The sequence below is a fragment of the Sphingopyxis panaciterrae genome (genome assembly GCF_011762125.1).
Taxonomy (GTDB): domain Bacteria; phylum Pseudomonadota; class Alphaproteobacteria; order Sphingomonadales; family Sphingomonadaceae; genus Sphingopyxis; species Sphingopyxis panaciterrae.
On record NZ_JAASQN010000008.1, the window covers coordinates 114,268 to 135,898 of the forward strand.

Consider the following 21,631-nt stretch of genomic DNA (forward strand, 5'->3'; position numbering starts at 1 on the left):
CATGCAACAGGTCAACGGCTCCCTGAACGGGAATGGTGCGAAGATCATTGGCGAGGAGCTGGCGCGTTGGCTCCCTAGCCTCAGACTCATATACACAGAAAGCCATAAGCTAAGCGCGAACTTCCCCGGCACAGCCCCAGAGAAAAATATCGCGTTCCGAAAGCATCTGCATAAGCAATGGCGCATCGCATCCGCAAAAGGCGATAAAAACGAGAAAATTCGCTTGGCGAAGCATTATGTGTTCGATTGGGGTGGTGTGAGATCAAACAAGGATGAAACCATCGAACGATATGCTTCCATGCATTCTCGCGACCTCATCAGTCTGGGTATGCAGGGTATCTCTTCTTGGTCGAAGATCATATCTCTTCATAGTCCGCGCCAGTACCCTATCTATGATGCGCGCGTGGCGTTGTCGCTAAATGCCATGCAGGCTGTGCTGCTTGGGGAAATTCGGCTGTGGTTCAACATTCCATCGACCCAGATCAAGACGATTCCGATTGAAGCCAAGCGATTGCGAAATCTTCGCGTTGATGGGTGCCGCATTCGCCGGAAAGAAACTTACAAAACATATTTGGCGTATCTGGACGAGATGGGATTGGGCAGACGGCGACAAAGGACTGAATTACTATTATTTTCTGCATCTCCCCGGTTTGTCGATCTGCTTTCCGCCGTGCCATGCGCATCATTCAACGGAGCGACTTTGCAAGCTCTTCTCCCTGCGCTCCGGCAAGCCGTAAAAGTTTAGGGGCTAAACTTTTCTATTAAGAATAATGACGTGACCGGGGCGAGCCATATATCGTGATATGGCGCGGCGAGATGAAGCCCTGCGCTAAATATTCTGAACGGTGGGTGCTTCGCTGTTCGAGCGAAGGCCATCGGTTCTGTTTTCCTGAAATCTGGACCTGTCTGGCGATTGCACCCCGCCGAGCAGGTCCATTTTTATTCGGAGAACAGAACATAATGACGAAGAAATCTTACACGCCCCGCTGGCTCGATCTGCGCGACGAGGTCGCCAAAAGCATCGGCCTTCTCAATTCGCCAATTCCTGACCGCCAGACCATCAACGTTCTCAACAACGTGACCCGTACGCTGATGAACAAACAGGCATTGCCCGACGGCCTGAAAAAGACCTTCATCGAAAATATCAGGCGTCGCACCCGGCACACGGGCTTCGCCTATGATGGTGAAATCAGGCTGACGGCCAATCAGATAAAATATGCTCGGCAGCATGGCAGAGACGAGATGATTGCCCTGCCAGTAGCGCAGGCAATTTCATCCACATTTCATCCTGACAACGAAAAGGATGACTTGCTGGCGGCATTTCAACGCCATTTCATCCATATTGCATCCACCTTTCAACCCGATTTCACCCTACTTCCATCCATTTTAGGGTTGAGAGCAGCAGAATTGCTGGAGTTCTGGTGGCGCAATGAAATCAAATGGAATGAAATAAATCATGAGAGCGCCATGATTTGTCCGCAGGACGACATGAGGCTCGCAGGCTCGCCAGATGTCCATGAGTTCGCCAATAACGGCCATGAGCCAGCGGCGCTGCCAGGAATTACCATGAAGTCCCATGAGCCTGCGGCTGCTGGCTTTCCCCAAGCCAGGACGATCATAGAGAATAATGGTGGTGAGGTGATGACGAGGGAGGTGTCCGCCCCGGTCGTGGCGTTGACCCGCAAGAAACGTCGCTCTGAAATCGCGATCAGCTATTTTCATAACGACCCAGCCAAACCGCCCAGCGCCATGTTCGAGTTTGGCGACGAGAGATTCAGCTTGGTCTTCGCCACCGCCGACATCGCGGAAGAAAAGTTACGCGCTATCTCAGATGCGGACTGGATGGCTTGGCTCGAACAAAATGGCGGTGCTGATATTCGCAGCAGCAGCAGAACGGCGTCGGGCACTGGCCATGTTTCGCGATACGTCATGTCGCCCCTCTACGCCCCAGCCGACAAATATGGATACAAGGCCCCGGTCGAGCAAAATTGCGTCGTTGTGCTGGGCTGGGAAGAGGGTGCCCCAGCAAGCGCGATTCTCGTTGCGGGAGAGAGCATCTACCCGATCAGCCTAGAACGCTTCTCGAACGGCGAAGGCAAGAAGCCGCTGTTCAAGGGACGCGCTGTCATGTCGGAGTCAGAAGATATGCCCGCAATGGCGGCATAGCTGTCCTGCGATGCCCGCTGAGGGCGTTGGCACAACCTTGGTGCTACCCGATGTGTCCCGCCCCAAATGAACCCGTTTCGGCGCAAACAGACTATAGCCTGCCAAGGCATTGTTCTGACTTCTGAAAGGCGTCTTGGAAGGCTTGCTCTTCCCTCCAAAAGACACAATCGCAGCAGGGTCATGAACCACCCGAAGGAGGAGCCAATGCTTGTCGGCTATGCCCGTGTATCGACCACCCACCAATCGCTCGACGTGCAGATGGAGCAGCTTGGAACGCACGGGGTCGAGAAAATATTTCAGGAACAGTTGAGCGGCAAGTCGGCGTCCAACCGAAACCAGCTCAAAGCTGCCCTCGATTTCTGCCGGGAAGGCGACACGTTTATTGTTACCCGGCTCGATCGCTTTGCTCGGTCAGCGCAGGATTTGCATAATATCGTCGCTGCACTGACAGCAAAAGGCGTGGGATTCCGTTGCCTGCAACAGGGCGGTCTCGATACCACGACCAGCCATGGCAAACTTATGTTGGGCATATTGGCAGCCGTTGCGGAGTTTGAACTGGACATCAGGCAGGAACGGCAACGCGAAGGAATCGAGAAAGCCAAGGCGCAAGGCGTGTATCGGGGCGGCAAGCAGCGGTTCGATCCTGCCGCAATCCAGAATCTTCGTAATGCGGGGATGAATCCCCGCGCCATCGCCAAGGAAATGCGCTGTAGCCCTGCCACGGTCTATCGCCTTCTGGGCGAAAATTCCTGAAATTCTCTGGTGACGGTGGATGAATTATTTTCGCTTATTTTTCTGATCATTGACGCCAATCTTCGGTCGCTCTCACGAACGACGATATTATCGCTCGCCTTGTCCGAAACAGAACAAGGAGATGCCAATGTCGATCCTCAAGTCCCTCAAGCTTACCGCTGCCAGCCCGATCAATCCCAGCACCTCGCAGCATGGCTTCCGTGTGAAGCTTCTGCGTTATCTCGAAGAGCAGAAGGCTCTTGCCGAAGCCGAAATCGCCGGGACAACCTTTACCGCAACCAAGAAAGTTACGCGCACCAATGTCGAGGGCGAAAAGATTCGCGTCGATGCGCCGCGCACGGTCCGTAAGGGCTGGTTCACCGACGCCAGCGGCAAGACGTTCTTCCAGCTTCGCTACGGCAGCAAGCCGCTGGAATTTGCGAAGGGCATGAACGCGGTGGAGGTCCAGAACCTCGACGAACTGCCCGACATCATCGGCTCGATCATTGAGGCGATCAATGCGGGCGAACTCGATCCCCAGCTCACCACGGCGATCGCCGAGCGCAAGGCCAACTTCAAGCCGAAGGCCAAGAAGGCCAATGCCTGAAACGTGCGAGGCAACGAGGCGGGCGACCATCGCCCGCCTCAATGACCATCTTCGCTCTACGAGCGAAGATGGTTGGACATACCGGCACGCTGTTCAAGCGCGCGGGCCGTCCGAGAGCTTGGCAGGCAATCGCCAACGCCGTGGAAATGCGGCATGATAACCGCGAAACCATCGACGTCTGCGAGCGATCTGCCGCCAAGATGAAAACGTCAGCTGCGCTGCTCAATTCGAGTTTCGGCGAAAATTGCAAAATCCTGAAAGCGCTACAAATGTCGTTAAGCAAAGAAATCGATCGGCCGATCGCCGTCTCTCTGCCAGTTGGCCAGACCTTCGCCGCCCGCTTGCGCGCCGAAAGCACCCATGTTCTGGATCATAATGGCAAGTTGCCGATCTATCGGACCCGGCATCGTCTGAGCAGGCTGAGAGGATGGCTTGGCAAAATCGAGAACATCGCGGATGGATGTTCTTGCACCCGACCAGCGTTCATGGGTGTCAACACGCGGCGATTCGCGGATATATCCTCTTTCATCGCCGGAATAATTGAGCGCGTCAGACCTCGTCGAACGTAGGCCATCCCAAAAACCATCGCCAATCTTGGGGGCGGAGGAACCATATTTTTCAAGCCACAAATCGCGTACCGAAATATTGGCAGGCGGCGCCGATGGGACTGCCAGCACCGTGTCAACGAACTCCTTTGCAGTTCCACCACTATGCGTATGGCTATCGTTGTTGACGACCGCGACCTCGCCGATCTCTGGCGTCCCTTCAATGGCGGTTCCACCGTTCTCAGACATTAAGAAACTGGTTGCAGTGCTTCGCGCACTACTTCCTGCGCTCTCATCAGTTAGAAAAGCGCGATCCCATATCGTCCCGTCAGCGAATTCGATTTTGTTGATGCCATAATGCGGCGTCGGCTCTGAAACACTTGTCCAGAATTGGTACTTTACCTTGAACGTATCGCCCGTGCCATCCACCGTGACCGTTAAGCTGTTACCTTCTCGCAACAGTGATACTTCAGTTGGGAGAATATCTCTCAGGAGCAGTGTATCATCGCGGACGTAGTTCGAGCCGGGATTGTCCAATAGGTCGTGACCATCGCCTTTCGAAAATTCAATTATGCCCGACCCGGTCCCTTGCACCGAAAGGCTATCATTGCCTCCGCCAGGCCTCACGCGGAAAGCCAAGGATGGCAAGGTGATGTTATCGGCTCCGGCCGTACCCAACATCAAGGCATTTCGTCCGATTTCCGAACGGTTCCAAATAGTCTCATCCGCAAAAGAAATTTGCCCGAGCCCATAGTCCTGCCCGCCACCCCAGAACTGATAGGTAACGCTGAAAGTTTCGCCCGTACTGATGATTTTGACCTGAAGCTGATCGCCATTTCTGAGCAAGCTGATGTCGCTCGGATCAAGGTCGACTAGCTGTAGATTGTCTGTGCGGGAATAGCCTGATCCCGGATTCGTCAGCGTATCATTGCCATCACCCACGCCAAAGAAAAACTCATGGCCTCCATCGCCGGAAACCGTAAACAGGTCGTTCCCTGCGCCGCCTGTGAGTGTATCATTGCCGTCAGGCGCGATGATCATGTCGTTCCCAGCACCGCCCGAAATGGTGTCAGCCGCCGACGTTCCCCAATATGTATCGCCGGTCGATCGGGGGCCATAGGCTCTCGCCATCAAATCACCGTGCGTCCAGACGGTACTGTCGGCAAAATGGATTTCTTCGATACGGTAGCCGGTCGCGAACGCGGCATCGTTGATCGTGATCTTGTCCGAGGTTCCGGCGATCGAAAGAACGAGATCCCAGCCACTGTCGGCCTGGGCGACAATAATGTCTGCGGGGAGGATCCCAGCCCCGAACACGATCTTGTCGAGGCTAGTCGCAACGTCGTTAGTATAATCGCTGATGTAATCCTGCCCGTCACCTAGATTGAAGTAGTAGCTGTCGTTGCCGGCCCCGCCGGTGATGTTGTCATTTCCGAGGCCGCCTGTGAGAATGTCGTCGCCCTCGCGCGCATTGATATAATCATTCCCCGCGCCACCCGAAATGGTATCTGCCGCGAAGCTGCCATAGAGAGCGTCGTCCCCGGACGTCGCTGCAAGCGCCTTGCTCATAAGGTCGGCATGGGTCCAGACCGTCGTGTCCGAAAACTGAACGGTCTCGATGCTGTCTGATGCCCATAGAACCGAGTTCTTAAGCGTTACCTGACCACCGGCCCCGGCAATAGTGAGCACAAGATCGCTGTTATCCACCATGGTGACCTGCACGTCGATCGGCGCGATGCCCGAGCCGAAAATCAACGTGTCGTTACCGCCGTCTCCGTAGTTATAGTTGCTGCTGGCGTCCTGGATTACATCCGTGCCATCGCCGAGTGCGAACAAATAGCTATCGTCGCCAGCGCCGCCCGACAGGATATCGTCACCAGAATCACCGGAGAGCGTGTCGTTGCCTTGCCGGCCTTCGATCATATCGTTACCGGCACCACCTGAAATGGTGTCAGCAGAAATGGTGCCAATGAGGTTGTCGTTTCCAGATGTGGGCGTCTGCAACCGAAGGACCGGATTCCAGACTGTGCTGTCGCCGAACCGGATTTCCTCGATCTCGCTTCCTTCAACCAAGCCGTTCTCGATGGTCAAGCTGCCGCCGCTGGCAAAGTTGATGAGAATATCTTCGCCATCTACCGAGAATGTCACATCGCCAGGCGTGATAGCCGATCCGAGAATGATTGCATCAGTGCCGCCATCATCACGGATGCGGTCGGTGCCGTCGCCCAGTTCGTAGATGTAGCTATCGTTTCCAGAAACGTCCCAGGCAAAATCATCGCCGGTGCCAAGGATATTGGTATCGTCGCCGACGCCGCCATAAAGCAAATCATCGCCGCTGCCGCTATCGAGCGTGTCATCACCAGCGCCGCCCTCAAGGTTGTCGTCGCCATCGGCGCCGGTCATGAAGTCGTTGCCTCCGAATCCGTAAAGGCGATCGTTTCTCGCTGATCCGTAAATCAGATCATCGCCGTCGGTGCCGACAGGAGCGATCGCTGAAACATTGATCGTGACATTATCGCCATCGAAATGGAGCATTTCGACGTTTGTCAGCCAATCCGCGCCATCCGATCCCGTCCGGTCGCGCACGAGCAAACCATCTGCGGGGTGCTGATAGATTTCATAGTCATCCGAATTGCCGGAAAAATAAGCCGTATCCTGTCCATCACCGCCGTCGATAACATCACCACCCGCGCCGCCGCGGAGACTGTCATCTCCTCCAAGACCGCGAATGGTGTTGGGAGAACTATCGCCTTCAATGATATCGTTCGAAGCCGTGCCAGTCACAAACACAGTCAGAAGATCCGAAACCGAAAAACCCCCTCCGCCCTTGAATTCAACTTGCTCTACATTCGTCAACTGCACCGAATTGGCCCCGTCAGTGATTGTCGTGACGCCAAGACCATCAATGGAATAAGTGTAGTCCTCGAACGTGCCCGAGAGCACAACAACATCTTCACCGTCACCACCATCAACGGTATCGGTACCGCCTATTACCGAAAATCGGTCGTCGCCATCGCCTCCGGAGAGCGTATCGTTGCCTGCCCCGCCAGTGATTTGGTTGTTGAGTTCGTTACCCGTGCCGACAAATGCTCCCGCGCCAGTGAAGACCAGTCCTTCGATATTGCTGCCGAGCGAATAGGTCGCAAGAGTGGTCCGGACCGTATCCGTGCCTTCATTCGCATTCTCAATCACGACATCCCCGACGGCATCGACAACATAGACATCGTTGAAGTCGCCGCCCGCCATTGTGTCGTCGCCAGCACCGCCGTCTAGAAGGTCTGAGCGGTCAGACGATCCAGTCAAAACATCGTTACCGCCAGTGCCCATCGGCAAATCGGCAACATTTACGAGGTCGCCATCAAAGGACAGGGTTTCGACGTTGGTGATTGTCTGAACATTGGCCGGGTCGTAGTAATTTTCCACGACGACCGTTCCATCGAGTTTGCGATAGATGAGCGAGGAATAGATTGACGCAGAAAGATACGCGACATCGGTCCCGTCGCCGCCGTCGATCGTATCGCCTCCATTCTGGCCGTACAGATGATCGTCACCGTCGCCGCCCGTCAATACGTCGTCACCGTCGCCTCCATAGATCCGATCACTCCCCGTGCCACCGATGAGCGTGTCGTTGCCCTCATTGCCAAAAAGAAAATCGTCGCCCGCGCCGCCGTCAAGCAGATCGTCTCCCGGGCCGCCTACGAGATAGTCATCTCCGTCGTTTCCATGGAGCGTATCATTTGCCCACCCGCCCTGGAGCTCATCAGGATCTGCTGATCCATTCAGCTCCTGCGGACCACTAAAGTAACGATCGAGATCCTCGCTACCTGGCATCGGGCCGGAAATGCCGCCATTACCGTCGCTATTTTCGAACGTGATGCCGGCATCACCATTATTGAAGCCGGAAATGACGACAGTAAGCTGCTCATCGCTTTCCGACAGCGGATTGACTTCGTAGCTCCCTATGCCTCCCCACATGTACGAGCTATCTCCCGGCAAAGCCGTAATGCTCCGGGACGAGAAACCGAACATGGCCAGGCCCGGTTCGATTTCGTTGAAACCGACATCGCGAATCTCGCCATCCTGATATCTGGTGCCGCCGAAAGGCTTCCCAGCCCCATTCGTTCCTGCAACCTCAAACGTAGGGTTGGCATAGGTAGTGCCGTAGCTGCTGTCGCCCGACATGGTCGTGATGAAGGCAGGCATATCAGCATTGCGGTCCCATGTGGCATCAGTAATTCGTCTGTACTCGGAATCTATCCGGTTGCCGTTGAAGAGGACGTAGGTCCCACTCTTCTTGATATAAATCTTGTCTTCCGGACCAAAGTTTCCAATGTATACCTTGTTGGTTTCTAGGTAAGAGATTTTTTGGGCCGAGGTCCAACTAGAAAATTCGGCGGGCACGGTCGCATCCAGATAGAAATTATCTTGGGCCCCAGAACGACCAATGCCTTGATCTCCGGCAAGAAGGTAGAAATCCCCGCCCCCGGATCCACTAATGAAGACCGTGCCTTCTGCATTGCCCTTAAACGTCGTCCTAGATGCGTTCCCAACGTAAACGTCGATGTTTTTAATTATTGACTTGGAGCCGCCAAAACTGACAGCCGAACCGCCATCTTCTTTCACTTTAAGATCAACAGTGATCGCTCCCAAACCGTCATCTACGATGACCGTATCGGTGTCCGATGTACTTCCGGCTGGACCGCCATCAACGATATCGTCGCCAAGCGATAAAAAGAGGATATCATTACCCTCGCCGCCGAGCAACTTATCATCTTTATTACGGCCGACGAGAATATCGTCACCGGCTTTTCCCTCCAAAACATTATATTTCTCACTCCGGCTGCCTGTGCCCGCAATCAGCACATCATTTGAGTCACTGCCGCGCAGATAGTCGGTGCGATTGTCGAAATTGACATTGACTTTATTAGTACCGGATGCGCCGATAAGCAGCGAAGGCCCGTCTACTGCTTCGATGAAAAGCTCCTTTGCCGTGCTCGTGCCTTCGTATGGACCGGTCCAATCTGAGTCTGACAAACTACGCTCGGCTGAGAAACCGATAGCGGTCAATACTTCATTGTATTTTACGTTGCTGAATAGGCCAGCAAACTCTTGAAGTCGGTATAAGCTCGGGTGAAGAGTATTTTTCAACTCATCACCCAGGTCATTCAGACCATCAATTTGATCGCCCATGCTTGAGAGTATGTTGCTCGATATGATACCATCGTGCGCGATACCATTGAGCACGGTCGAAAGGAGGTCTGTCGGCACGCCGCCCGCGGTCAAAATGCCGTCCGTACCTCCGTCGCCGTCGGTCGCTTTTATTAGAATGTAGTTTCCGACTGCGTAGGTGGAATCGGTTGAGATTGAAAACGCCGCCTCTCCGTAAATTTTTTCGATCGCATCATTCCCTACTTCTTGCTTAATTATCGCGGCTTCATTGGAGCCGCTGCCGTAAGCACCTGTCGAGAATGAAATCCCGTCTGCATTTTTAAAAGAGGCCGTTGGGTCGTTCGAGCTGGAAGAAAAGACATCGATATGACCAACGCGCACGGCGCCCCCAAAAGCGCGGCGATAAACTAGATTCTCGGCGTCAATCGCCAAGGCTTCCGGAACAATAAAATTAGAGGATCCTACGCGCCAATTTGTAGTATTTACGACTCGCGTCTGACCATGTGCCAGTTCATGAAACAAGACGCGCCGGAAATCAGCCCATTCATCGCTACCGTCGATTTTGTTGAATTTAAAAACCTGACTCGGATTGCTTAGGACATCGGGGGCAATGTCGATATGTCCCCGACTACCTGTTGTATTGAGCGGCGCCCTGGCTCCGTTATCGACCTGCTCAACCGGCCCAGCGGGACCAGAGCCATCAGGATCGACATAGGTCACTTTTGGTAGATCAGAATAAAACTCTGTACTCGCGCTTATTGTAACAGCGCTATTGGGAAGCCATGCAGCATTTCTAGACCAATCCGAAACCTTGTAGTCGTCTTTAGTAATATATATTTTTGGCGGGAGGCCATCGAGATAGTCTCTTATGTTTGGTTGTAAAAATAGGTCATTTAGCGTAGAGACTATAGCATAAAGATCAGAATAGTCATTACCATTGACGATCCAGGGGGTGCTTGGGCTATTTGGAGCAGACGTGCTTTTGACAAAATCGTCAGAAATCCAGAATTCAATTCCATTGATCACCGGCATGTCAGCACCCCTACACAATAAAATCGATGATAGTTAATATCCAATTGCCGCCTCGAGGCATTTTTTAAGAATTTCTCCACCTGATCGTAACGAGCGTTTGCTTGCATCGAACCCGATGTCATCAAGTGAGCAATAGGCCTCGGCAATCGAACCATCTTCATTCAGGCGGACAAGCGCCCTGCTAGCTCGGTGGGCACCGTAGGGATTTGTAAAATAAATATTTTCGAGAAAATCTCGGCTTTCATTCTCCGGAATTCTCTCATTTTCCAAAGCATTGGGCCTAGCCAGTTCCGCTAATGAACGGCAATTGCCGTCCCGGATGCAATAGATAACGTGCGCCACGGCATCCCCTCCATACCGCTCTTCGGGAATTATGAGGTTCGCTTCGGCGACGGCCGATGGGAAACTCTTTTGATCGAGTTTGAGGTCGCGATGCTTCGCTTGTATGTCGGTCAGGACCGATGGGATCGCCTCATCAACGACGGCGATCCCGGTCAGAGCGATTCGAACCGGAGACGCGTAAGTTCCCAGATGTTTCCGAGACAAGGGTTGAGATCCTTTTCCTCGACCTCTCGGCGTCAATTTTTTCGCTTTGAGCTCTTCGCTTAGCGCACCTTGCGCCTCGATAATCGCTATGGGTGCGAACCAGAGGATTTCATCTTGGCTAGGACGTTGGCGCGGCTCATCTTCCATAACGATGTGATTGGGTTTAGGCTTGAAGCCTGTCGGAAATCTATGCCGGAAATCGATGGCAATATCGTCTAGACCCGATTGCCATTCAATTTGCTGACCAACTGAAGGATAAGCGGTAGTTCGCGGCTGCTTGTCCGGCTCCGGAACCGGCCAACCTGACGCAAGGGCATCAATACGCGCGAGGATGATAGACCCTAAGTCCGGGCTTATCTTCTTCGTCCGAAGCTGAGCCGTCAAAAACTCTTCGATATCGCGCCGTGTTTCGGCCGAGAGCACACCCGCAGAAGAGCTTTTTGCGACGCCGCCTTCATTCATATGCGCACCAGCCGGGAGAGGCCCGCCAAATAATATGCAGGCTGCCATCAGCCTGATTAAATGAATCCTGCGATTCTTGCGGTCGCAATGCATGCCCCCTCCTTGTTCAGCATTTGGATGCTTCCTTACCCGGTCCGGACATATCGCCTCCCAACCACGAAATAGCACGCCCTGCGTTCGCAAAATATGCTCCGCATTTTACTATAAAATCAATGACAAATTGATCCAGAATGCGGACTTTCACGTTTCTGCTCAATAATGGGCCAGAGTTTTACCCGCATCACTGGTCGAACATAACATTGCCGGGACCGTAGTGAAAACGAGTCACAGGTAAGGTTTTTCGAGTCGCTTGAATATGATAACTCGAAATCGATCCCGCCGTCCTTCTATCGCTCGTGGGCCGCTTCATCGATCGTTTGGGTAATCGGAGAGAGCAGGTACTGGATGACCCGACGATCGCCGGTCTTTATTTCTGCCTGTACAGCAAGGCCTGGTCCAATCGATTGATAGCGCCCTCCGATGCGAATGTTGTTTTTGAGGAGGCGAATGCGTGTCGTATAGATCAGCCCCGGCTGGACGACGCGGCCATTGCGATCCCGCTGGTCCGTCGCGCCCGGTTCAGTTGTATCGATGGCGTCGCGACTGATGCTTTCAACGACACCCGGCACGATGCCATAGTCGGTAAAAGGGAAGGCTTCGAGCTTGACGCGCACGGCCTGACCTTCACGGACGAACCCGATGTCCTTGTTCTGGATGCGAGCCTCGACAACTGGGGCCACATTGTCGGGCACGACGATCATGAGCGTCTGCGCAGGCTCCACGATTCCACCGAGGGTTGCGATCGAGAGCTGCTGGACCGTGCCTGAGACCGGGGCGCGAAGCTGCATATAGGCTTGTCGACGCTTCCACTTGGTCACTTCCTCGCGGGCCAGGCCCGACTTCTGCTGGCTCTCAGCGAGTTCGATCGCCGCTGCCTTGCCAAAACTGCCGCGCAGACGCGCGAGTTGCGCATCAACATTGGCGATCGTCGCACGGGCCCGAGTGGCGGACGCCCGCTGAACCGCGATATTCTGGACGTGCTCGATCTTGAGCTGCTCATATTCGAGCAGACGGATTTTCGAGAAATAGCCCTTGTCGGAAAGCTCGCGGCGGGCCGCGAGCTGCTGCTCCACGATCGGCAGCGTCTGTTCAAGCTTTGTAATCTCCGCCTCAACGCTTGCCAGTTCGGCGGCATTTTCCGCGCGCTGCTGCACCAGGCTCGCGCGCTCGCCCTCATATTCGGCGATTGCTGAGCGCACATATTGCGACTGGGTCGCGACGATATCAGGCGATGTACCAGCAGGCGTGGCGAAACGCGATGATCTGCCATCGAGATGGCCCAGCAGCGCCGCATTGCGCGCGGCATCGATCTCCGCGCCGAGTAGACCCTTGCTCGCCTGTTCGGCCTCGGCGCCGACGAGCGTGGCGTCTAGCTCGACAAGTAATTGCCCCGCTTCGACATGCTGGCCGTTCTTCACATGGATCGCGTGGACATAGCCGATCTCGATCGGCTGGATTTGCTTGACGTTGCCTGCCGGGACCACCTTGCCGCTCGCGGTAGCGACGACATCCACGCGCCCAATGACCGACCAGATGAGCGCAACGACGAGCAACCCGCAGAGTGATAGCATCAGCCAACGCAGTCCCGGACTCGGAGGCTTTTCCATGATCTCCAGCGCCGCGGGCAGGAATTCATGGTCGCTGCGCGGCTTTGCTCGTCGATCGGCCTCATTCTGCCGTTGCCAGCTTTCACGCAAGATCGACAGATGCCGTGCCATGGCCGGAAAACGCTGTGACAGGCGTTCGCGCCAACTCATGATGTGCCGCCCATTTGCTTGGCATGGAGCTGCGCATAGCGGCCACCGGCACGGAGAAGCTCGGCGTGACTACCGGTCTCTGTGACCTCGCCGGCTTCGACGGTGATGATGCGGTGGCATTGACGCACGGCGGACAGGCGATGCGCGATGATGATCACCGTCCGGCCTTTCGCGATGCGCGCGAGGTTATGCTGGATGATCTCCTCGCTCTCGGCATCAAGCGCCGAGGTCGCCTCGTCGAGGATCAGGATGCGCGGGTCGTTGATCAGCGCCCGGGCGATCGCCATGCGCTGGCGCTGCCCACCCGACAGATTGCCGCCGCGTTCGTCGATCACCGTGTCATACCCATGGTTGAGTTCAAGGATGAACTCATGGGCGCCCGCGAGCTTCGCCGCCCCTATCACCGCATCCATCGGCCGCGTTGGATCACCGAGCGCGATATTCTCGCGTACCGTACGGTTGAACAGGATATTTTCCTGAAGCACCACGCCGACCTGACGCCGCAGCCACGGCGGATCGACCAGCGCCAGATCTACACCATCGACAAGCACGCGCCCCTGTTCGGGCACATAGAGCCGCTGGACGAGCTTGGTCAGCGTCGACTTTCCCGACCCCGACGGGCCGACGATCCCGAGCATTTCGCCCGCTGCAACGTCGAGGCTTACGCCGCGCAGCGCCTCGGGCGCGTCGGCGCGATAGCGAAAGCGCACCTTGTCGAACCGTATCGCGCCCGCAATCGGCGGGAGACTGGCGCGGTTGGGATTATATTCCGGTTCGGCAGGGGCATTGAGCACATCGCCCAGCCGCTCAACTGAAATGCGCACCTGCTGGAAATCCTGCCACAGCTGAGAAAGGCGCAGGATCGGCGCCGCGACGCGTCCCGACAACATGTTGAAGGCCACCAGCGCCCCGACGGTCAGGTCGCCCGCGATCACCGCCTTGGCCCCGAAATAGAGGATCGCGACCGTCGTCAGTTTCGACGCAAGCTGGATTAGGTGACTGCCCCAGTTGGCGAGCTTTGCCACGTCAAAGCCAATATTGGTGTAGCCAGCGAACAGTTTTTCCCAGCGGTCGCGCATTTGCGGTTCGACCGCCATGGCTTTTAGCGTGCCGATGCCGGTCACGCTCTCGACCAGAAAGGACTGATTTTCGGCGCCACGCTGGAATTTTTCTTCGAGCTTGATGCGTAGGCTGGGCGAGATGAGCACCGAGATCAATATGTAGCATGGGATCGAGAGCAGCACGATCAGCGTTAGCAGCGGCGAGTAGAAATACATGACCGCGAAAAACACGATCGTGAAAAACAGATCGATAACGACGGTGACCGCGTTCGAGGTCAGAAATTCACGGATGCGTTCGAGTTCGCGCACCCGTGCAACGCTGTCGCCGACCCGCCGCGCTTCGAAATAGGAAAGCGGCAGGTTGAGCAGATGCCGGAACATCCGCGCCGACAGCTCGCTATCGACGCGATTGGTGGTGTGCGCAAACAGCCAGTTGCGCAGTCCCGACATCAATGTTTCGAAAATGAGCACCGTGGCAAGACCGAATGCCAGCACATCAAGCGTCGTCATCGATTGGTGGACAAGCACCTTGTCGATCACCAGCTGGAAGAAGATCGGCGAGACCAGCCCCATCAACTGGAGGAAGAAAGAGGCGATCAGCACGTCGCGCAGCGGCCCGCGATAACGGACGAGCGCAGGAATGAACCACGCGATGTCAAACGGCCGGGCCTCGCCGACCATTTTCTCGCGGCTCGTCATCAGCAGGAAACGGCCCGAAAAACGCTCGGCCGTCTCGCCATGGCTCCAAATTTCAGAGCGTTCAGCGTCACCACGCTGGACCAAATAGCGCGGGTTCAGGCTGGCATCTTCGATCTTCAGCAGGATTACAGCATCGCCATCAATCGTCTCCGCTAATGCTGGCAGCGGTAATTTCGCGAAGTCCGGTGCCGAAGTTTTCCGCACGCGGGCAGTGAGGCCAATCCGCTTGGCAACGCGTGCCAGATCTTCCAGATCGAAGGAATCGTTACCTCTTCCGCGGTCGTGCAGAATCTGGGCTGGATCGGCCGAGATGCCCAAGAATTTCGCCAGCAAGACGAAGCAGGCCAGCGATCCTTCGATCTGACCAGAGGCTCCTTCATTTAGACCATCAGATGAGGATGGGTCGAAGGCGTGGGACATTTGGCGGGAAGATCTTCCTGATTTTATTTTAGTATTTCGGACGACTATTAGTTTACGCAGCCATATGTACAACTCCGAAATCCATTGATAATAAAACCAAATCGGTTGCAATCGCCTGTCAAAAAAGTCGCACACCTACCGATAATGGACGCCGCCACCTGGTGATTCGGAGCCTGACGCCCGATCAATGCACTAATGCTGTCGGATCAAACGCCAATGGGGCAGCGCTTCAACGTCAGGTTGAAAGTTTAGCCGCTAAACATTTTTGCCCCTGCAAGGGGCCACAGACATCCGATACAACCTGAGACGTGCCTAGGCCGCCGAGCGAAGACAACCTCTTCTACGGCCCTGCAGAGAGTTTTCGAGCTATGCAATCCAATCGGGGCGCAATGCGTCCTTGAATTGCTCAACATCGACCTGACCATAGAATTTGTCGATCATGTCGGGGCTAGTGCCCGTATTGCGGGCAAGGGCAAAGACATCGACCCCAGCGCGTAGCTGTTGGGAAATATAGAAGTGTCGGAAGCTGTATGCATCCCGCTTCTTCCCGCGATGGTCCGTCTTAAGATTGGCGGCTTCCAGCAGCGCGTTCAGGCTGTTGTTGAGCGAGGTCAACCGTCGCCCATCAGGTGCCGCAAAAACCGGATCGGTGTCCAACGGTATGCTATTGTCGTTATGGGTTTTCCACAACATCCAAAGCATGTCGAACCCGGCGATGGCACCGAGATGTGGTACGAACTCACGCGCCTTGCCTTTACCGCGTGCGCGGATACGAATGTCGCGCTCGACCAGCGGCTTTTCAACGCTATCCCGATATTGCAGCACATCACCCCAGTTGAGGTTCTTCAACTCGGTAGGTCGCATCCCAGTATTGGCCGCGATGGTGACATAAGCATAGAGGATTGACCGATCGCGCCGAACTTCGCGGTTGATGTCAGGATCGAACATCCGGGTTTGGGCCAGCTTGCGAAGCGTCTCGATCTCCTTGGCAGAATAGCTGGGCCGGGGTGAAGGCGGCACGCGCGGCGTATCGACATCGGGTATCTGGCTTTGATTGATATAGCCCCATTTTGCGGCCTGCCGGAAAAGCTGTCGTAGCACGACCGCTTCACCCCGCTGGCTACTCAGGCTGGGAACACGGCGCATTTCCGTAGCCGGTCGTCTCACGCGCTTTGCAGCGCGAATATATTCAATATGAGTTTGATTCTTGCCGGGGCCAGTGGTCCAGAATGTTTTGCGCCATTCGAGATAGCGGTGCGCGTCCGCGTCCGTGATCGCGTCTATGGGCTTTTTATCAAAAAAGGGAATGAAGTAGCGTTCGACCAGCGGCCTGATCCTGTCACCGCGATCGTGTCGGACTTCTCCACGCTCAGCCATGCGATCCATATGATCGCAGAATTCTTCGGCAACCGCGCGGAATGTTCGCTGCACGGCACGAAGGCCATTCTCTTTGCGATATTGCGCTTCGTGCCAAAGCTTTGCTGCCTTGCGCTGCGCCTCCCCTTCGTCCGCTGTTCCCAGCGACTTCCTGATTTGGCCTTCGCCACGGATGCTGAAACGCACCCACCAGACGGTGCTGCCTGTCCTCTGAAATATAGCGTAAGGTTTTTTCCCGGCTATCCGGCTCATTTCCATGCTCAACATGCCCCGAAATCATAGCGTAGGCCAGTTTGCGGACTGCGCTGGCTGTGCTTGAAATGTGCTAGAACACCCCCTCCCGGCATAGGCCGCAGACGGTTAACGCATTGATCTAGCTGAAAGGGTGAAAAACTGCGTGCTAGCACTGTGCTAGCCTAGCCCCAACTCAATAATAGAGCGAGCCCTGAGGTAAGTAGCTGTTTTTATTATAAAATTATGGTGCCCGGGGACGGGATCGAACCGCCGACACTGCGATTTTCAGTCGCATGCTCTACCAACTGAGCTACCCGGGCAAGGCCGCTGCGGCCGGTCGGCCGCGCTGCGAGCGGCGGCTATAGGCAGGGCTTTCGATCCTGTCCAGAGGCTTTGTGCCCCCTGTTTCGCTGGTCAGCCTTCGTCGAAACGATCGTCGTCGGCGGTGCCGTCTGGCGGCTGATCGACCGGCACGCGATAGCCTTCGCCGAACCAGGCGAGAAGGTCGCGGTCACGACAGCCGCGGCTGCAAAATGGCTTATATTCCGCGGCGCGAGGCTTGCCGCACAACGGGCAGTTCTGGCGCCGGGCGGCGGTTTTACTGGGCATGGCCGGTTCCTTTCATCGCCGGATCGGCGGCGAGTTCGACGCGCCGTCCGGTCCGCATCTGCAACGCATCGATCCATGCCGGGTTCGCCGCGATCCGGTCGATCACCGCCGGGCGCGCGGTCAGCGTCAGCACGCCAGTCCCCGCCGACCGTTCGGCCTGCCGGAGCAATTGCGCTGCATCGGTCGCCACCGGGTCGAGCCGGACCTGCTCGATCAACGAGGGCCGGACCCGCCGGCGGATGATCTGCATCAATCCGAAGCCGTTGACCGCGGTGCGCTCGAACGGCGGCGGCAGCAGCGCATCGATCAGCGCATCGACCGCCTGCCGTCCCGCGCGGTCGCGCAGCGACGGAAAGTCGATCCCGATCGACCCGCCGATGCCGCAGCGGCGAATCACCGCCGCCGCCGCCTGCGCGCCCGCCCTGGCGAGCACCAGCGCGTCGCCCTCGCCATCGATGTCGATCAGCACCATCGCCGGCGTCGCGTCGACCCACAGCGCCCCGCCCGGAAACGGCCAGTGCCCCGCGCGGACGCAATCGATCAGTTCGGACCAGCCGGCCGCTTCGAGCCGGTCGGCTTCGGTCGGCCGCAATTCGATAACCGGAAGGCCGCTCGTCATAATGCGGGCTCGCAAATCCGGTCCGTCCGCCACCTCCGCTCCCGCTGCCGCCATGCGCGCGCGCGCGGGCTTGTCGCGGCCGCGCTCGCTGAGCGCCATGCGGGTGATTTCGACGACCAGCCGCGCGCCGGTCGAGGTTGCAGGCGGCAGATCGGCCAGCGTCGCCTGCGGCTCACCCGGCCAGTCGAGCGCGACAAGCGCGCCCTTTCCGCCCCGGCCCGCTTCGACCAGCCTTGCGGCGACGATCGCGCCGACGCGCGGCCCTTCGCCGTCGCGTTCGACCCGCGCTTCGACGATCTCGCCATCCTCGACCAGCGCCGCGCGCGCCTCGCCGATCCCGGCTTCGTAAAGCCACTCAGCCAAGCTTTATTCCCGCACTCGCCAGCAAATTGCCCGTCTCGAACATCGGCAGGCCGACGACGTTCGAGTGGCTGCCCGACAGGAAGCGGACGAAGGTTTCGGCGCGGCCCTGGATCGCATAACCGCCCGCCTTGCCCATGCCTTCGCCGCTGGCGACATACCAGTCGATCTCGGCGGCGCTCAGCACCTTGAAGACGACGACCGTATCGACGACGCGCACCCGCGCCTGGCCGTCGGTGCCGACGACGCAGAGCCCCGAATAGACATGATGGCGCCGCCCCGACAGCAGCGCGAGCATGCGGCGAAGGTCGGCCTCGTCGACCGGTTTTTCGAGGATGCGGCGCCCGACCGCGACGGTGGTGTCGCCGGCAAGCACGACCTCGTCCGCCGCGCGCGCGACCGCGAGCGCCTTGCCCTTGGCGAGCCGCGCGACATAATCGCGCGGCAGTTCAGCCTTCAGCGGCGTCTCGTCGATGTCGGGCGATGCGATGCGCGCCGGAATCACGCCGATCCGCGCCAGCAATTCGCGCCGGCGCGGCGATGTCGAAGCAAGAACAAGCACGGGCATGGACGCGGAAGGTGTCGCCGCGCCGCTCACTTGAAGCGATAGGTGATCCGACCCTTGGTCAGGTCATAAGGGGTGAGCTCGACGAGCACTTCGTCGCCCACCAGCACGCGGATGCGGTTCTTGCGCATCTTGCCGGCTGTGTGGCCCAGAATCTCGTGGTCATTTTCCAGTTTGACGCGAAACATCGCGTTGGGCAGCAGTTCGACCACCTGGCCGCGCATTTCCAGAAGTTCTTCTTTCGCCATCAGTCCTCTATGGGCTCGAAATACAAGGATGGGCGCCCATAGCCCCAAATCGCGCCGATGGGAAGCAATCTGTCACGCGACGATCCGCAGCCGCCGGGCGACCCGCCAACCCACGGTCTTCATCCACGCATAGCTCGGCCAGCGCGGCGGCATCGCGGGGTCGAGCCCCATGCGGCGCAGCGCGGCATTGGCGGCATGCGCTTCGGATTCGCGATAGCTCCATTCGCTGCGCCAGGTGATCGACAGCGAGATCGACGGCGCATCGCCATTGGCGACGAAATGCGGCGCCATCACCGGCATCAGCACCGCATCGCCGGGGCCGAGCGGCACCTGCTGCGCGCCCTCGCGATAGCCTTCCTCCCACGGCAGGTTGCGGTGACCGCCGGTGTGATAGCGCTCATGCTCGCGGCGGTGCGCGAACCGCTCGTCGCCCGCGGGCCAGACGTTCATCACCTTGGTGCCGCGCAGCTGCAGCAGGATATTATGCTCGGGATCGAAATGAAACGGCGTGATCGATCCGGGCGACGAGATGAAGATAAAACCCTGCGGCGTCAGCATCGCGCCGGTTTGCGGTTCGACAACATGCTTGAGCTCACCGAGCAGATCCATCAGCAAGGTGCGATACGCCGCTTCGCTCTCGATATTCTTGAGCACCGCCCAGCTTTTATTGGTGTCGATGGTGCGGATCGTCTCGCCGATCGACAGGCCGTTCGACGGCACGTCTTCAGGCAGGATGCCGATCGGCACGTCGCCGGGATTATATTCGACCTGCCCCGCCGCCAGGCTTTCGCCAAGCGCCGCGAGCGCTTCGAGCGACAACAGCGGATGATCGGGCAGCCGGTGATGGAGCAGCCCCGCCTGCAACGGATACAGCGCCGCCATCCGCTCCAGCGTTTCGGGCGAAAAGACGGTGCGGGCGATCGGTTGATGCATGGTCATGCGGGGTCCTGTACTTCGTCGGTGGTCGTCACGGCGGCGGGTGCCGCCGTTTTCCAGCGCCGCCAATATCGTTCGGCTTTCGCAAGCAGCTTGAAGCGTATCCGGTCGGCCGCGCCCGACAGCGGGACATTGACCCAGATCAGGCGGCGGCGTTCGCGCCACACGCTGTCGATCATCGGATGCCCGGGCGCGGCGCAGCTGTCGACCCACGCGATGCGGCTGTCCTCGAGCAGATCAAGGTTCGCCTGCTGGAGCAACACGCCGGGCGAGAAGCGCGCATAATCTTCGTCGAACGCGGTCTTGAACGAAAAGCCGCCCGGCGGGCAGAGGAAGTTGACGAGCATCGCGAGCGGACGATCGTCGAGGTCGAGCGCGCGCAGGTCGAGCTTTCCTGCCGCCGCCGCGCCCGCGATGATCGCGCGGAACCAGGCTTCGGTATCACTGTGGCTGGCGAGCGCCGAACCGGCGCGCCCTTTCCAGCCGCGCGCTTCGAGATCGAGGAAGGCGTCGATCCACGGATCGAGCGCTTCGTCCGCCTGCCAGCGGCGAAAGGAGACCTGGCCCAGTTCGGCGAGCCGGTTCGCCTGCCGCCGCAGTTCCTTGCGTTTCTTGCCGCGCACCGCGCCTTCCCAATAGGCCTCGGGCGACAGGTCGCTTTCGAGCAGCGCGCGCTCTTCGCGGTGGACGACCTCGGGCTCGCCGCCGCGCACGCGCGCGACATCGACGAGCGCGCGGTGCAGCGGGCCGTCCTCGGTCAGTCGCGGGACATGGACCAGCGTCTTCGCCCATGGCGCGGCATCGCACCAGCCGAGCAGGATCGACCAGAACAGGCTTTCGAAACCCGCCCGGACCAGCGGCAGCCCAAGGAAATGATTCGGGTGCGCCCAGCCCCCGACGTGGCGCAACGGCAAACGGCCATAGAGCGCGGCGGGCGCGAGCGGCATCACGCCGATCACCGGACCGTCGCTGCCGTCGCGCACCAGCACCAGCCGCGCCTGGCGGTCGGGGTCGAGCAGGTGGAGCGCCGATTGCAGGCACCAGCGCTCGGCAAAGGGATTGGGCTCGCTCGCCTCGTCCGCCAACCGGTCCCACGCCGCGGCCAGCGGCGGCGACAGCGCGAGCGGATCGACGATGCGCACCGTCAGCGGCGCCGCCTCGGCGGGTACGGCAACGCCGTTGATCGGAAAGGCGGGATGGACCGTCATCGTCAGCGAGCCTAGCAGCGAAGCGTTAAGGATGGGTGGCAATTTCGATCGGTCTTTCCCGGTTCGGATCGGAATCGGCATGTCCGCTTTCGGCCGGAAGCGGACGTTCTTCTCCCCTCCCTTTTAGGGAGGGGCTGGGGGTGGGTAGCCGCCGAAGGCGGCGCTCTTCCTCTTGCTCGC

The 21,631-nt window shown here is 57.8% G+C and carries 15 protein-coding genes and 1 tRNA gene; 4 read left to right on the top strand and 12 right to left on the bottom strand.

What is annotated here, in order from left to right; genetic code table 11:
• Position 1 precedes the first annotated feature (1 nt).
• The 4 genes from FHR22_RS20980 (at position 2) to FHR22_RS20995 (ending at position 3,505) form a co-directional block, all read left to right on the top strand.
• Positions 2-745 (top strand): hypothetical protein, encoded by a 744-nt coding sequence (locus FHR22_RS20980; RefSeq protein WP_166945977.1) that lies wholly within the window; start codon positions 2-4, stop codon positions 743-745.
• Positions 746-960: 215 nt separating this feature from the next.
• Entirely contained in the window at positions 961-2,166 is a 1,206-nt protein-coding gene (locus FHR22_RS20985) for a hypothetical protein (protein WP_166945979.1), read from the top strand.
• A 204-nt stretch (positions 2,167-2,370) separates the two neighbouring features.
• Positions 2,371-2,919 (top strand): recombinase family protein, encoded by a 549-nt coding sequence (locus tag FHR22_RS20990; protein WP_166945981.1) that lies wholly within the window; start codon positions 2,371-2,373, stop codon positions 2,917-2,919.
• A 127-nt stretch (positions 2,920-3,046) separates the two neighbouring features.
• Positions 3,047-3,505, top strand: a complete 459-nt coding sequence (locus FHR22_RS20995; RefSeq protein ID WP_166945983.1) for a hypothetical protein — start codon at positions 3,047-3,049, stop codon at positions 3,503-3,505.
• 275 nt (positions 3,506-3,780) lie between these two features.
• Here the strand turns inward: FHR22_RS20995 and FHR22_RS22585 are convergent, their stop codons facing one another.
• From FHR22_RS22585 to FHR22_RS21055, 12 genes are all read right to left on the bottom strand, one after another.
• Positions 3,781-10,251, bottom strand: a complete 6,471-nt coding sequence (locus FHR22_RS22585; protein WP_166945984.1) for a calcium-binding protein — start codon at positions 10,249-10,251, stop codon at positions 3,781-3,783.
• Between the two features lie 33 nt (positions 10,252-10,284).
• Positions 10,285-11,352 (bottom strand): hypothetical protein, encoded by a 1,068-nt coding sequence (locus FHR22_RS21005; protein ID WP_166945986.1) that lies wholly within the window; start codon positions 11,350-11,352, stop codon positions 10,285-10,287.
• A gap of 293 nt (positions 11,353-11,645) precedes the next feature.
• Positions 11,646-13,115 (bottom strand): HlyD family type I secretion periplasmic adaptor subunit, encoded by a 1,470-nt coding sequence (locus FHR22_RS21010; RefSeq protein WP_166945988.1) that lies wholly within the window; start codon positions 13,113-13,115, stop codon positions 11,646-11,648.
• On the bottom strand, positions 13,112-15,430 hold the full coding sequence (locus FHR22_RS21015; protein ID WP_341787121.1) for a type I secretion system permease/ATPase: 2,319 nt from the start codon (positions 15,428-15,430) through the stop codon (positions 13,112-13,114). The genes FHR22_RS21010 and FHR22_RS21015 overlap by 4 nt, the downstream gene beginning before the upstream one ends.
• A gap of 231 nt (positions 15,431-15,661) precedes the next feature.
• Complete coding sequence (locus FHR22_RS21020) at positions 15,662-16,939, bottom strand: tyrosine-type recombinase/integrase (RefSeq protein WP_243853929.1); 1,278 nt, start codon at positions 16,937-16,939, stop codon at positions 15,662-15,664.
• Between the two features lie 211 nt (positions 16,940-17,150).
• A tRNA-Phe gene (locus FHR22_RS21025) sits at positions 17,151-17,226 on the bottom strand.
• Between the two features lie 94 nt (positions 17,227-17,320).
• Positions 17,321-17,515 (bottom strand): DNA gyrase inhibitor YacG, encoded by a 195-nt coding sequence (locus FHR22_RS21030; RefSeq protein ID WP_166945992.1) that lies wholly within the window; start codon positions 17,513-17,515, stop codon positions 17,321-17,323.
• Positions 17,505-18,497, bottom strand: a complete 993-nt coding sequence (locus FHR22_RS21035; protein ID WP_166945994.1) for a ribonuclease E/G family protein — start codon at positions 18,495-18,497, stop codon at positions 17,505-17,507. The genes FHR22_RS21030 and FHR22_RS21035 overlap by 11 nt, the downstream gene beginning before the upstream one ends.
• Positions 18,490-19,062: a Maf family protein gene (locus tag FHR22_RS21040; protein ID WP_166945996.1), complete on the bottom strand. Its 573-nt coding sequence runs from the start codon at positions 19,060-19,062 to the stop codon at positions 18,490-18,492. The genes FHR22_RS21035 and FHR22_RS21040 overlap by 8 nt, the downstream gene beginning before the upstream one ends.
• A gap of 26 nt (positions 19,063-19,088) precedes the next feature.
• Positions 19,089-19,307, bottom strand: a complete 219-nt coding sequence (gene infA, locus FHR22_RS21045) for a translation initiation factor IF-1 (RefSeq protein ID WP_010162480.1) — start codon at positions 19,305-19,307, stop codon at positions 19,089-19,091.
• Between the two features lie 72 nt (positions 19,308-19,379).
• A complete protein-coding gene (locus FHR22_RS21050; protein ID WP_166945998.1) occupies positions 19,380-20,246 on the bottom strand; it encodes a cupin-like domain-containing protein in 867 nt (288 codons plus the stop codon).
• Positions 20,243-21,451, bottom strand: coding sequence for a GNAT family N-acetyltransferase (locus FHR22_RS21055; RefSeq protein ID WP_166946000.1), 1,209 nt, complete (start codon positions 21,449-21,451; stop codon positions 20,243-20,245). Before FHR22_RS21055 ends, FHR22_RS21050 begins: the two co-directional genes overlap by 4 nt.
• Positions 21,452-21,631: the final 180 nt, after the last annotated feature.